This is a genomic window from Ectobacillus ponti (genome assembly GCF_024294785.1).
In the GTDB taxonomy this organism is placed as follows: domain Bacteria; phylum Bacillota; class Bacilli; order Bacillales; family Bacillaceae_G; genus Ectobacillus; species Ectobacillus ponti.
Window position 1 is genome coordinate 171,188 of the sequence record NZ_JANCLT010000005.1, and the last position, 13,536, is coordinate 184,723.

13 protein-coding genes are annotated in these 13,536 nt (G+C 53.8%); 9 read left to right on the forward strand and 4 right to left on the reverse strand.

Annotated elements, in window-relative coordinates; genetic code table 11:
* The first annotated feature begins 16 nt into the window (after positions 1 to 16).
* From NK662_RS11505 to shc, 3 genes are all read left to right on the forward strand, one after another.
* Complete coding sequence (locus tag NK662_RS11505; protein WP_254759080.1) at positions 17 to 1,231, forward strand: cupin domain-containing protein; 1,215 nt, start codon at positions 17 to 19, stop codon at positions 1,229 to 1,231.
* A 91-nt stretch (positions 1,232 to 1,322) separates the two neighbouring features.
* Positions 1,323 to 1,745, forward strand: coding sequence for a divergent PAP2 family protein (locus tag NK662_RS11510; protein ID WP_254759081.1), 423 nt, complete (start codon positions 1,323 to 1,325; stop codon positions 1,743 to 1,745).
* 140 nt (positions 1,746 to 1,885) lie between these two features.
* A complete protein-coding gene (shc, locus tag NK662_RS11515; RefSeq protein ID WP_254759082.1) occupies positions 1,886 to 3,769 on the forward strand; it encodes a squalene--hopene cyclase in 1,884 nt (627 codons plus the stop codon).
* A 12-nt stretch (positions 3,770 to 3,781) separates the two neighbouring features.
* Here shc and NK662_RS11520 read toward each other — a convergent pair whose 3' ends face one another.
* Complete coding sequence (locus NK662_RS11520) at positions 3,782 to 3,934, reverse strand: YfhD family protein (protein WP_254759083.1); 153 nt, start codon at positions 3,932 to 3,934, stop codon at positions 3,782 to 3,784.
* A gap of 141 nt (positions 3,935 to 4,075) precedes the next feature.
* Here NK662_RS11520 and fabG point away from each other — a divergent pair, with 141 nt between their 5' ends.
* Positions 4,076 to 4,816, forward strand: coding sequence for a 3-oxoacyl-ACP reductase FabG (gene fabG, locus NK662_RS11525; RefSeq protein WP_254759084.1), 741 nt, complete (start codon positions 4,076 to 4,078; stop codon positions 4,814 to 4,816).
* Between the two features lie 39 nt (positions 4,817 to 4,855).
* Here fabG and NK662_RS11530 read toward each other — a convergent pair whose 3' ends face one another.
* Positions 4,856 to 6,340, reverse strand: a complete 1,485-nt coding sequence (locus tag NK662_RS11530; protein WP_254759085.1) for an aldehyde dehydrogenase family protein — start codon at positions 6,338 to 6,340, stop codon at positions 4,856 to 4,858.
* A 179-nt stretch (positions 6,341 to 6,519) separates the two neighbouring features.
* Here NK662_RS11530 and NK662_RS11535 point away from each other — a divergent pair, with 179 nt between their 5' ends.
* The 3 genes from NK662_RS11535 to argH all read left to right on the forward strand — a co-directional run bounded on the left by NK662_RS11535 (position 6,520) and on the right by argH (position 9,463).
* The gene (locus tag NK662_RS11535) at positions 6,520 to 6,648 is read left to right on the forward strand and encodes a YuzL family protein (protein ID WP_254759086.1); all 129 of its coding nucleotides are present in this window, start codon (positions 6,520 to 6,522) and stop codon (positions 6,646 to 6,648) included.
* A 107-nt stretch (positions 6,649 to 6,755) separates the two neighbouring features.
* Complete coding sequence (locus tag NK662_RS11540) at positions 6,756 to 7,850, forward strand: serine hydrolase (protein ID WP_254759087.1); 1,095 nt, start codon at positions 6,756 to 6,758, stop codon at positions 7,848 to 7,850.
* 128 nt (positions 7,851 to 7,978) lie between these two features.
* The gene (argH, locus tag NK662_RS11545; RefSeq protein WP_254759088.1) at positions 7,979 to 9,463 is read left to right on the forward strand and encodes an argininosuccinate lyase; all 1,485 of its coding nucleotides are present in this window, start codon (positions 7,979 to 7,981) and stop codon (positions 9,461 to 9,463) included.
* On the opposite strand, the gene NK662_RS11550 is transcribed toward argH, so the two are convergent.
* Positions 9,452 to 9,748, reverse strand: coding sequence for a hypothetical protein (locus NK662_RS11550; protein ID WP_254759089.1), 297 nt, complete (start codon positions 9,746 to 9,748; stop codon positions 9,452 to 9,454). The genes argH and NK662_RS11550 overlap by 12 nt on opposite strands.
* 58 nt (positions 9,749 to 9,806) lie before the next feature.
* Positions 9,807 to 10,292: a ferritin gene (locus NK662_RS11555; protein ID WP_254759090.1), complete on the reverse strand. Its 486-nt coding sequence runs from the start codon at positions 10,290 to 10,292 to the stop codon at positions 9,807 to 9,809.
* Between the two features lie 217 nt (positions 10,293 to 10,509).
* Between NK662_RS11555 and NK662_RS11560 the strand changes: the two genes are divergently transcribed.
* Together NK662_RS11560 and NK662_RS11565 are read left to right on the forward strand one after the other, a co-directional pair.
* Complete coding sequence (locus tag NK662_RS11560) at positions 10,510 to 11,736, forward strand: ROK family transcriptional regulator (protein ID WP_254759091.1); 1,227 nt, start codon at positions 10,510 to 10,512, stop codon at positions 11,734 to 11,736.
* Between the two features lie 23 nt (positions 11,737 to 11,759).
* Positions 11,760 to 13,448 carry a glycoside hydrolase family 13 protein gene (locus NK662_RS11565; protein WP_254759092.1) on the forward strand — a complete coding sequence of 563 codons (1,689 nt, stop codon included), beginning with the start codon at positions 11,760 to 11,762 and terminating at the stop codon, positions 13,446 to 13,448.
* Positions 13,449 to 13,536 lie beyond the last annotated feature (88 nt).

Consider the following 13,536-nt stretch of genomic DNA (forward strand, 5'->3'; position numbering starts at 1 on the left):
ATATGGAGGTGGTTTGATGAAAGAAGCAGCCGGAAGCCGGTATGTGATGGGAATTGCGGGAGCTTTGGTGCTTTGTATCATGTTTGCTGTTTGGGGAATGGGCGATGTTTTGTTTCTTGTCGCAATCTCGCTTGCTTCCGTTTTTTTCAGTCTGCGTTTTGGGATCGGTCTTTCTGTATGTACGGTGCTGCTGACGCTGCTCACTGTAGCGGTAAAAATATATATGAGCGACGGTTCTTTTCTGTTGAACCGGGAGACAGCTGGTGTGTTTGCCCGGCTGTTTGCCATGGATGCTTTTGCTTTGCTGCTGAGCATATATGTGCGGCGCGTGTATGAAAAGCTGCAGCGGAGGTCTCACCGTTTGCAGGAAGAGAACCATGGGTTAAAATGGACGGTGCGGGATTTGGAAAAGCAAAAACAGGATTTACAGCAGGAGCTGCAGAAGCTGGAAGCGCTGCGCCGCATGGAGGCCGTATTCCATGAAACAAATCCAGAGAGGCTGACAGACAAGATGGTGCTTCTGCTGCATGAGCAGTTTGGGGCGGAACAGGTGGCGGTTTACTGTGTAGATGCTCCGCAGCAGAAGCTCCGGCTGAAAGTGCGGCATGGTAATCCGAGAGAGCTGCCTTATGAGCTGGGGATGGAGAAGGAGCAGGCCTTCTACAGCCGGCTGTTCTTGAACAGGAAGCTGACGGTCAGGGTGGAAGAGGACAGTCCTACAGCCCCCTTGCTTGCTGTTCCCATTCAACGGGGCCGTGAAATATGGCGTGTTCTTATGATACAGGAAATGAAATCATATCGCGGCTCTTCTCAGGAATTTCTGGCATGGCTGCTGCATACGGTAGTAGAGCGCTATGAGGCGGCTTACAAGCCGGAGGAGCAGAGCTTCCATGAAGGCACCTCCATTATGCGGTTCCCGGCATTTGTGGAGCGGCTGGGCCATGAGAAGCAGCGGGAGCAGCTGTTCCATCAGCCGTACCAATGCATTGGGTTATACATACGCGAATTGAATCTGCAGCGCCTTCCGCAGCTGCAGCCGTTGCTCTACGGCCTGTCGGCTGAGCCGAATGCAGTTGCCTATGACGAACGGGCCCGTGTTTTATATGTGCTCATTCCCGGCTGCGGAACACAGGAATTGCCCGGCATTCGCAGGGAGTTGGAGGAGCGTCTGAAGCAGGGGGACATGCATGTGGTGAACTGGACGATGCTGCAGCAGGAGCCAGCTGTATAAAGTGGCTTGTCTGCGGATATATTTGCCTTTTTTGGAGGAACATACTATCATGAAGAAAACAGACCGCTTTTGAGAAAAGGGGTGTCTCACGGTGGAGAACATCATTTATAATAAGGTGCTGGTTGCGGCGGTCATCGCTTGGTTTTTGGCGCAGCTGACAAAGGTCGTCATTACGTTGCTCCGCACAAGGGATTTAGATTTGTCCAAAATGTTTGCGTCCGGCGGTATGCCAAGCTCGCATTCCTCCACGGTCACAGCGTTGGCGACGGGAGTTGGCATACAAGAAGGCGTTGAGAGCGCGGCCTTCGCGATTGCCGTGATTTTGGCCATCATTGTCATGTATGATGCCTCCGGCGTCCGGCTGGCGGTCAGCATGCAGGCCAAAATTCTCAATGATTTCTTCCATGGCAAGATCAAGGATTATAAGCAGCTGAACGAACTGGTAGGCCACACGCCATATCAGGTGATTGTCGGCGCTATTCTGGGCATTGCTGTAGCTGCCTGGTATTGCTGAAGACAGGAGCCATGTACGCTCCTGTTTTTTATGCCCGTTCTTTAAATTTCATATACCGTATTGAGGAAAGCAGCGTCCTTGCGTATATGGAAGCAGGGCGGGAATATATTGTAGTGATGCTTGTGAAAGGAGTGGATACCATGGACCTGCGGGAAGCTGCCGCCGCACAGGTGCAGCAGCGCGTCCAAGAGCTGCGGCAAAAGCAATATAACGATGGCTCTTGGCGTTTTTGTTTTGAAGGCGCCATCATGACGGATTGCTGGATGCTTCTGCTGCTGCGGGCGCTGCGGATGGAGGATGAGCGTCTTACGGACCTGCTGACGGCGCGAATCGCCGGGCTGCAGGTGGCAAATGGGGCATGGAAGCTGCATGAGGATGAGGCGGACGGAAATTTGTCGGCAACCATCCAGGCCTATACGGCGCTTTTGTCTTCCGGCCGTTTTCAACAGAGCGATGCCAATATGCAGCGGGCCGCAGCATTTATCCGTGAAAAGGGCGGTCTGGGAGAAGCGCACTTTATGACCAAATTTATGTTGGCTGTTCACGGGCAGTACGCCTATCCGCATCTGTTTTATGTTCCGGCGGCACTGTTTCTGCTGCCTTCCTATGCACCTCTGAATATATATGAATTCAGCAACTATGCCCGTATTCACCTAACACCGATGATTATCTGCATGAATAAGAAATTCACCGTGGCTGATGTGCCCTTTCCGGATCTCAGCCATCTGCATGTGCGGGGGGAGACCTCATGGTTTACCGGGCAGCGCAGTTCCCTGCTGGAGGCAATTCTAAAAGAAGGAAGGCGTCTTGCTGCTTATCCGCGTGCTGTGCAGCAGCGGGGGTATAAGGCAGCTGAGCAGTTTATGCTGCAGCGAATTGAGGCAAATGGCACGCTTTACAGCTATGCGAGCTCCACCTTTTATATGATTTATGCTTTGTTGGCACTTGGCTATGAGACAGTCTCACCGGTCATTCAGCGGGCGGTGAAGGGATTAAGGTCCATGCTGTATGAAACAAACCGCGGCTGGCACCTGCAAAATTCTCCCTCGACAGTTTGGGATACTGCCCTGCTCAGCTATGCGCTGCAGGAAGCAGGGGTTTCAGCGGATGATCCAATGATTGCGGCAGCCAGTCGGTATTTGGCAGGCAAACAGCATACGAAGCAGGGGGATTGGGCTGTGCACGCGCCGCATGTGCCGCCAGGCGGCTGGGGGTTCTCGGAGGTGAACGAGAGAGTTCCCGACCATGATGACACGTCTGCTGCCCTGCGGGCGCTGACGCGCACGGCTGCTGTGGATGATCGTTTTCGGGAAAGGTGGCAGAGGGGGTTCCGCTGGCTGCTCGGCATGCAAAACAACGATGGAGGCTGGGGGGCTTTTGAGAAGGATGCCAACCGGGAGTGGCTGACCTGCCTGCCGCTTGCGAATGCAGAGGATGCCATTATTGATGCTTCCACAGCGGATTTGACCGGGCGGGTGCTGGAATTTCTCGGAGGCTATGCCGGGCTGAAGGCGGACCATTCGGCAGTCAGCCGGGCTGTGTCATGGCTGCAACGGCATCAGGAGCCGGATGGCTCGTGGTATGGCAGATGGGGTGTTTGTTATATTTACGGCACATGGGCGGCGCTGACGGGGCTGCAGGCGGTGCGCGCCGAGCGGGATGAGTCCATCCAAAAAGCCGTGCGCTGGTTGGAATCCATCCAGAACCCCGACGGAGGCTGGGGGGAGTCCTGCAGCAGCAGTGTCCAAAAGCGGTTTGTGCCGCTTTCCTTCAGCACACCTTCCCAAACAGCCTGGGCTGTGGACGCTCTCTTATCTGTCCAAAAGCGGGAAACGCCTGCGATCCGCCGCGGCATTTTGTACTTGCTGCAGCAGCAGGACCTGAAGCGGCACGTGCTCGAATATCCGACCGGACTTGGATTGCCGGGCGGCTTCTATATTCAGTATCACAGCTATAATGAGCTGTTTCCGCTCTTGGCGCTGGCGCACTATATGAAATGCAAGAACAAGCAAGAAGGCCGGTAGGAGGCCTTCTTGTCATTGCTTTTTCATTTTGGCATGCTGGCGGGCATCTGCCGCCTTGGAGCGTGCTTGTGCTTCCAAATCATCCTGGTCGGCAAGCTCCTGGGAAAACTCGATATCACGGCCGTCGGATTGGCGGCTTTGCATGAATTTTTTATCTACCTTCATGTTGTGACCCTCCTTTTTGCATCATTTTTCCGCCTTGTTAGTATGTGTGCCCAGTTTCATTTTATGCCACCGGGGACAGGAAAAGGGAGACGGGGGTCGAATACGATACAAGTACAACCATTGGGCAGGGGGATGAGGAAAATGATTGATTTAACGGGGAAAACGGCGGTCGTCACAGGAGCCGCACGCGGCCTTGGACAAGCTATTGCAAGTCAGTTGGCAGCACTGGGAGCTGCTGTTGTCATAAGCGATGTGAATGAAGAGGGGGCAAAGCAAGCGGCAGAAGCGCTGCGGGCACAAGGCTTCGAGGCTGCGGGCTGTGCCTGCAATGTGGCGGATGCGGAGCAGGCGAAGCAGCTGATCCGATACGCGGCGGATACATATGGCCGTCTGGATATTCTTGTCAACAATGCGGGCATTACCCGTGATGCGATGCTTCATAAAATGGAGCCGGCACAATGGTCCGATGTGATTGGAGTCAATCTGACCGGCGTCTACAATTGTCTGCAGCCGGCAGCTGTGCTGATGCGCGGGCAAGGCTTCGGCCGTATCATCAATATCTCCTCCATCAGCTGGCTCGGCAATATTGGACAGGCAAACTATGCTGCGGCAAAGGCCGGTGTAATCGGCTTGACCAAGACAGCGGCAAAGGAGCTGTCGGGCCGCGGCATTACCTGTAATGCAATTTGTCCCGGCTTCATGGATACAGAGATGACAAAAACAATACCGGATCAGGTAAAGGAGCGGATGATTGCCGCCATTCCGGCAGCACGGATTGGCAAGCCGGAGGACGTGGCGCAGGCAGTGGCTTTTCTGGCATCGGATGCCGCCGCTTATATTACGGGCGAAGTGCTGAACGTAAGCGGCGGGCTGCAGGTATAAGGAAAGCCCCCCCGGCACATGGCTGGAGGGGCTTGCTTCTTAGTTCATGTTCACCCATACACTTTTGACTTCTGTATAGTTGTTGAGCGCATAGGAGCCCATTTCGCGCCCGATGCCGGACTGCTTATACCCGCCAAATGGAGAAGCGGCGTCGAATGTGTTGTAGCAGTTCACCCATACTGTGCCGGCGCGGAGCTTAGAGGCCACATAGTGGGCATTTTTGATGTTTTCCGTCCAAACACCCGCAGCCAAGCCGTACTCACTGGCGTTCGCACGGTCAATGAGGTCATCCAAGTCTTCAAACGGCATGGCCGAAATGACCGGGCCAAAAATTTCTTCCTTGGCAATTGTCATTTCATCCTGTACTGCGGCAAAAACAGTCGGTGCAACGAAATAGCCCCGGTCAAACGGATTGTTTCCGCCTGCAACGACTTCAGCGCCCTCCGCAATTCCCTTTTCAATATAGCCAAGCACGCGTTTATGCTGTTCTGCAGATACAAGCGGCCCGATATTGGTGTCCGGGTTCAGGCCGGCACCTTGCTTCAGCGCATTGGAATAGGAAGCCAGATCAGCGACTACATTGTCATACATCTTCTTCGGAATGAAGAGGCGGGAGCCGGCACAACATACTTGCCCTTGGTTGAACATCACGCCGGACACAGCGCCCGGAATGGCGCGGGACAAATCGGCATCAGGCAGGATGATGTTTGGCGACTTGCCGCCGAGCTCCAGCGTGACGCGCTTCAATGTTTTGGAAGCCTCGCGCATAATAGTTTTACCGACCTCAGTGGAGCCGGTGAACGCGATTTTATCAACAAGAGGATGCTGGACAAGCGCCTGTCCGGCTGTTTCTCCGTATCCCGGAACGATGTTGATGACGCCATTCGGGAAGCCGGCTTCTGCAATCAATTCTGCCAAATATAAGGCAGACAGCGGCGTCTGCTCCGCAGGCTTCAGCACGATTGTGCAGCCTGTAGCGAGGGCGGCGCCCATTTTCCACATTGCCATCAGCAGCGGGAAGTTCCATGGGATGATTTGGCCGACCACACCAACTGCTTCATGGCGTGTATAGTTGAAATAGTTGCCGCTGACCGGGATTGTCTGTCCCACAATCTTCGTGGCCCAACCGGCAAAATAGCGCATATGCTCAATGCTGAGCGGCAGATCCGCATTGAGTGTTTCCTGGATCGGCTTGCCGTTATCCAGTGTTTCAAGCTGCGCAAGCGCCTCCTTGTGCTCCTCCATCAGGTCTGCAAGCTTGTACATCAGACGGCTGCGTTCAGCAGCGCTCATGCGGGACCATGGGCCTTCGTCAAATGCTTGCCGGGCAGCCAGAACCGCTTTGTTAATGTCCTCGCGGCTGCCTTCATACACGACGGCAAGTGTTTCACCTGTTGCCGGGTTTGGCGTTTCAAACGTTTTTCCGGAAGCGCTTTCAACAAACTGGCCGTTAATATACAGCTTTTTTGTCCCCTTCAGGAACGCCTCTACTCTTTCATGAACGTTTACAGCTACCTGACTCATCCGATAACCCCCTTGGTAATGAGATACATGCGGTCTATGTACAAGGTGTAAGCATCTAAGAAATATGGTACTTCAAATAGGCAGAATTTTCAAATTTCATTATTGTTACATATATTACCATTTTGTTAAAGGATTTCATGTTACGAAAAAAGGGGAACGTAAGAAGGGAGGTGAACAGCATGCCGAAAAAGAAAAAGGATTCATCCAAATCAGCTCTGAATTCTCCGCATGTGGAGGGACAAGGCACAACCACGACAGAGAGCGGACGGGAAGCGAGCTCTGCCCGTCATAAACAGAAGCAGCCGTAAGCCCGCAGATTTTGTGGGCTTTTTTTCTGTTCAATTTTTCTTCTTCCAATCTGGCAGATCCAGGCTTTATAATAGTACTAGATACGAAGATCGGGAGAGGGATGCGATTGAAGCCGGGTGCTTGGACAGCAGTCATTCTTTTTGCGGTTGCCGCGATGCTTGGCGGAGGATTTCTGTTTGCAAAGAAATCCTCGCAGCAGGGCGGGGACATCTTGCGTTACGTGGAAACGAATAAGGGGAAAAAGCGGTGTGCCCTGTTGATCAAAAGGAATGATGAAGTGGTGTATGAAGCAAATCCGGACCTTGTGCTGCCGCTTGCCAGCACAGTCAAGCTGGTGGTGGCGTACGAGTTTGCCAGACAGGCGGCCGCCGGCCTGATCCGGCCGCAGGAGCTTGTTTCGCTGCATGAACTTCGCGCGTACTATGTTCCCGGTACAGATGGCGGAGCGCACGAGGAATGGCTGCGTGATGTGGAGAATCGGCCGGAGTGGAGCGAGGGCGCTGTGACGCTCGAGGAGGCGGCCAGAGGCATGATGCGCTTCAGCTCCAATGCCAATACGGAATTTTTGATGGACCGCCTTGGCATTCAAAATATTAACCGCACGATGCAAGAGCTTGGGCTGCTGCACCACCGGCAGCTGTTTCCGATTGTTTCCTCCCTGTACATTCCCGGATATCTGCACCAGGAGCTCGGCCTTTCCAAGAAGGAGGTGCAGGAGCGGATGCAGCGGATGACACAGTCAGAATATGAGCAGTATGCATTTTTGCTCCATGAACGCTTGAAGAAGGGAAATGGGCTGCACAAGAATATTCCGTTGTGGAGCGGACCGCAATATGAGAATATATGGTCCCATCGGTTGCCGGCCGCCTCGGCAGCGGACTATGTGCGTCTGCTCGAACGGGTAAATAATGAGCGGCTGCTTGATCCGGCTCTGCAGCGGCAATGGAAGCGGATTGCCGAAACGGCGCCGGAGCCGCCGCCTTACCGCGGCAAGCTGCGCTGGGCTGGACAGAAGGGCGGCTATACAGCATCTGTGCTGGCAACTGCTGCCTATGCGACAGACCAGGCAGGGAACCGGACTGAGATCGTGTTCCTGGCGGATGAGCTGAGTGAGGAAGAAAATAAGCTGCTGCGGGGGGAATTGAAGAAATTTACGTATCAAACCTTTCTTGATCATAACGTGAAGCAAGCCCTTCGCTGAACTGCGCAAAAGCCGGATATTCCGGCTTTTTTTGATGAGCTGCCATTCCAGAGTTTTCTGGAAATCCCATGAACGTCTGCCCCATCCGCTGCTACTATATGTATATAGGCATATGAGGAGTGAAGGGCATGACAAATCGGAAACAGGAGTTTATGAAGCAGGAGGGGACAGTATTTCCTGGTAAAACGTATGCAGAGCAGCTGTTGGCTCCGATATTCCGCGACCAGCGCGATTATCTGTATAAGGAGATGCTGGCAGTACAGCGGGTGCACGTGCTGATGCTGTATGAGCAGGGCATCATCAGCCGGGAGGATGGAAAGGAAATGCTGCGGGCACTGCTGGAGGCGGAGGATGCGGATTTGACCTATGACCCGCGCTATGAGGATGTGTTCTTTCTGCTGGAGGCCCGCCTGGAGCAGACTGCCGGCTGCCTCGCCGGCAACATGCATATTGGCAAAAGCCGGAATGATATGGGGGTAACCATGTATCGTCTGGCACTGCGCCGCCGCCTCGCCCTTCTTCTGGAGCAGGTGCTTGTGCTTCAGGAGAGTGTGTTGTGCGCAGCGGAAGAGCATGCGGGCACCATTATGCCGGCTTACACACATACGCAGCCCGCGCAGCCGACAACGCTGGGGCATTATTTGCTGGCTGTGCATGATGTCTTGCAGCGTGATATGCAGCGTCTGCTTGCATCCTATGATACAGTGAATCTATCTCCGCTGGGAGCGGCAGCGCTGGCAACGACGGGCTTCCCGATCAATCGGCACCGCACCGCAGAGCTGCTCGGCTTTGCCGGGTTGGCGGAGAACTCCTATGACGCCATTGCCGGTGCGGATTATATACTGGCGGGAAGCGCGGCCGTGTTGACTATGATGACAAATACAGGACGCGTTGTACAGGATTTGCTGCTGCAGGCGACGAAGGAGTTTGGCGGCATCCTTGTTGCCGCTCCATATGTACAAATCAGCAGCATCATGCCGCAAAAGCGCAATCCCGTCTCTTTGGAGCACGCCCGCGCCTTGTCAAGCAGTGCATGCGGCGAAGCGCTTGTGGTGTTTCATATGATTCATAATACGCCATTTGGGGACATTGTCGATACAGAGGATGACTTGCAGCCGCATTTGTACCGCAGCATCGAGCAGGCGTTGCGTGCGCTGAAGCTGCTGGATGCAGTCATCCGGACGATGGAGGTGGATGTGTCCCATTTGGCGGAAAAGGCGCAGCAGCACAGCATCACCATTACAGAGCTGGCGGATGTGCTGGCGCGCGAGAAAGGAATTCCGTTTCGGCAGGCACATCAGCTGGCGGCCCGTGTGGCCAAAAGCTGCCTGGCGGAAGGGAAGGAGCTTTCGGACCTAAGTGCGGCCGAAGCCAGCACTGTGCTTGCGGAAGTGGAACTGACAGATGCAGAATGGGCCGGCATCGTATCGCCTGCCGAATTTATCAGGCGCCGTTCGGTGACGGGCGGGCCAAACCTGGAGGAAGTAAAGCGCATGATGGCCGAAAGAAAGAGCAGGCTGCAGCAGTCACAGCAAGAGGTGCAAAGCCGCCAAGCAGCAGTTGAGGCAGCGGAGCGGCTGCAGCAGCAGCTCATTCAGCGTCTACTTTCCTAGTTGGCAGAGCAGCCGCCGTGCCTCCTGCTCATGCTTTTTGGCGACAAGCAGCGTATACTGCTGCACATGCTCAGCGGGGGCGGCCGTACTTCCAGGCAGGTTGGCAGCCTTTGTTATATGGGGAATTCCAGCCTCTTCAAGCCGGCCCACAGCTGTAAAATATTTCTGATACTGGCGGGTTGAACAAACGCATACGAGGCTGCGCTCACGGCAATGGACAATCAAGGCAAGCGCAGCAGCTGACAGGGCGGCAAAGCAAACAAGAAAAACAACTGCCTCCTGCATGATGCTCCTCCTTCCGGCAATCAGGAAAAAAGCATCTTCTCCGAGGGGGGAAGATGCTTTAATCCTTGCGCTGTCCCAGCTCCTGGTCAATCAGGATCAGCCCGGCCGGATTGCCGCTGTTCATCTGCAGGCGGCCGACAATCACAGTCGCTTGCGCCTCTTCATCCACCTGCTCCTGCAGAAATCCCTGCAGCAAGGCGAGCGTTTGCGGATCACCGGCTGCTGACGCGTAGGCCTGCCGATAGGTGTTGGTGACAGACTGCTCGTGGGACAATACATACTGAAAGGCTTCCAGCGGGGAGCCGAAGTTGACCGGCTGCTCCGGCAGCGCTTTGAGTTCGATTGTGCCGCCGCGGTCCACCACATATTTCATCAGCTGTGCGGCATGTCCCCGTTCTTCATCATGCTGCAGCTGCAGCCAATGGGCAAAACCGCTCATATTGACCCTGCTGAAGTAGACAGACATGGCCAGGTATAAGTAGGCAGAAGTCAGCTCCAGTTGGATGAGCCTGTTTAATGTGTCCTGCATTTCCTTTGTAAGCAAAGAAATCCCCCCAGATATTTGAGCATTCCCTGCATTATATGCCGGCAGCCTGATGAATATGTTGCCGCACGGACTGGGCAGCTGAGCCGTGTAAAACGGGGAATATGTGTTCATATACATATTCTTTTTCTTTTTGCAAAAAATGTAACAATCCTTTATTGCGTGAATGAAAAAAGTACGCTACACTGAAACTGACTTATTTCAGCGAGTGAAATAAGTGAAAGCAAGGAGGTGTCCCTCCATCACAACGGTTCGAAAAGGAAATAAGGATTTAATTAAGGATTTAAACCGGTTTCTGGTGCTGCAGCATATTCGGCAATCCGGCAAGGTGAGCCGGACGGATATCGCGAAAGCGACAGGCATCGGGCTGTCCACCGTTACAAATATTACCGAGGAGTTTCTGCGTGAGGGTCTGGTGCGGGAAGTGGGCACAGCCCATTCCACCGGCGGGCGAAAGCCGGTGCTGCTGCAATTCCATGAAAGATACAGCTACACTTTTGGTGTAAAGGTGGAAGAAACACAGCTGCGGGTTGCGCTGACGGATTTACAGGCAGAGATTCTGGACGTGAAGACGGTCCCGTTTGAGGCTGGAAGCAAGCCGGAAAAGGCTGTAGAGCTGCTGAGCGCTGCGATTCAGGTGATGCGGCAGGCCCATGGGTTGGCTGAGAGGCAGATTGCCGGCATTGGCATTGCGGCTTCCGGGCTGATTAATAGGGAAACAGGCACGATTTTGCGGTCCTCTCTGCTCGGATGGGAGAACGTTTCCATATGCAAAGAGGTTTCCAAACGTTTGAACGGCATGCCTGTTTACCTGGATAAAAATATAAACGCTTACACACTGGCCGAGCTGACGCTTGGGAGCAAGGAAAAGCAGCGCCATGTTGTCATCATGTCCATCGGAGCCGGCCTTGGTCTGACCATTGTGATTGATGGAAGCATGTATTATGGCAGCTTTGGCGGAGCTGGGGAGTTCGGCCACACGATTGTGCAAATGAATGGCTACCGTTGCCACTGCGGCCAGCGTGGCTGTCTGGAAATGTATGCTTCTGAGTTCTATCTGCAGCATGCAGGCGGTGAGCTGCGGAGGCAGTACCCTCATACAGCTGTGGAGCGCTACACCTTTTCCGGCATGGAACAAGCATTGAAGCAAGGAGACGAGCTGGCTGCCCGCCTGTTGCGGGAGATGGGAACGCATATCGGATATGGACTGGTGAACGTCATTAACACGCTGAATCCAAAGCGCATTGTTTTGACCGGGGAGGGAATGAACTACGCCCCCCATTTTTTGCCGTATGCCTTAAAGGTGGCGGAGGAAAATTTCTTTGCTGCAGCTGCGCTGCCGACAGAAATTGTCGTATCGCAGCTTGGAAATGATGCATGGCTGCAAGGGGCCGCCTTGCTGGTCATTGAACAGCTGTTTCAGCTGCCGATTTATCAAAATTAAGAGAAGTTGGGAGATGCAGATTAATGCAAACGTTTGTCAAAGGCGACGCGAAATGGTGGCAGACCGCCACTGTATATCAAATTTATCCACGCAGCTTTATGGATGGAAACGGTGATGGCATCGGTGACCTGCAAGGGATCATCTCCAGGCTGGATTATTTGCAAGAGCTCGGTGTGGATGTAATCTGGCTGAGCCCCGTATATGATTCTCCGAATGATGATAATGGTTATGACATCCGTGATTACGAAGCCATTATGGAAGAGTTCGGCACCATGGCGGATTTTGACGTCATGCTTGAGGAACTGCATAAGCGCGGTTTAAAGCTAGTTATGGACCTTGTTGTCAACCATACCTCGGATGAGCATGAGTGGTTTGTGCAATCCCGCAGCAGCAAGGATAACCCGTACCGTGACTATTACTACTGGCATCCGGGCAAGGACGGCAAAGAGCCGACGAACTGGGGCTCCTTCTTCAGCGGGTCCGCCTGGGAGTATGATGAGAAAACGGCGGAATACTTCCTGCATCTGTTCTCCAAGAAGCAGCCGGATTTAAATTGGGAAAGCCCAAAGGTGCGCCAGGAAGTATATAAGATGATGCGCTTCTGGCTTGATAAAGGCGTGGACGGCTTCCGCATGGATGTCATTAACATGATCTCCAAGGTGCCGGGCTGGCCGGACGGTGAGAAGCAGCCGGGACAATTGTACGGTGATGGCACGCCGTTTATTCTCAATGGCCCGCGCATCCATGAATTCCTGCAGGAAATGAACCGGGAAGTGCTGGCCCGGTATGACATTATGACAGTGGGCGAAATGCCGGGCGCTACAACCGATTTGGCCATCCAGTATACAGCGCCGGAGCGCAAGGAAGTGAATATGGTGTTCACCTTCGAGCATATGGACCTTGACAGCGCGCCGGGCGGCAAATGGAACCTGAAACCGCTGAATTTGCTGGACTTGAAGGACAACCTGACAAAGTGGCAGACAGCGCTGCACGATAAAGGCTGGAACAGCCTGTATTGGAACAACCATGACCAGCCGCGCATCGTGTCCCGCTTCGGCAATGACCGGGAGCACCGCGTGGAGGCAGCGAAAATGCTGGCGACGTGCCTGCATATGATGCAGGGCACACCGTATATATATCAAGGAGAAGAAATCGGGATGGTGAATGTGCAGTTCACGGACCTGTCCGATTACCGCGACATTGAAACGCTGAATATGTACCGCGAGCGCTTGTCACAAGGGTATGTGCACGAGGACATTATGAAGTCCATTTACGTGAAGGGACGCGACAACGCGCGGACACCCATGCAATGGGATGACAGCGAGAATGCCGGCTTCACAACAGGAGAACCGTGGATTCGAGTCAATCCGCGCTATACAGAAATCAATGCGAAGCAGGCGCTTGCGGATGAGAATTCAATTTTCTACCATTATCAGCGTCTGATTGCGCTGCGCAAGGAAATGGAGATTATCACATTCGGCGAATACCGTTTGTTGCACCGTGACCATCCGGCGGTATTTGCCTACGAGCGCGTTCTGGGGGATGAAAAGCTCATCGTGCTCTGCAACTTCAGCAGCGAGCCGCAAGAGTTGGATGACGAAGAGCTGCTGGCGGAAATGCGGCAGGCAGAGGTGCTGCTGGAAAACCTGGAGCGCCGGGAAGCATCCCTCTCTCTCCGTCCGTACGAAGCGGTTGTATACTATAAAAAATAAAACAGCGGCAGGAAAAGGTCAGCTGACTTTTTCCTGCCCTCCTATTGATGTTTTCCGGCAATTTCGGTAGCATGTGATATTGTGACAA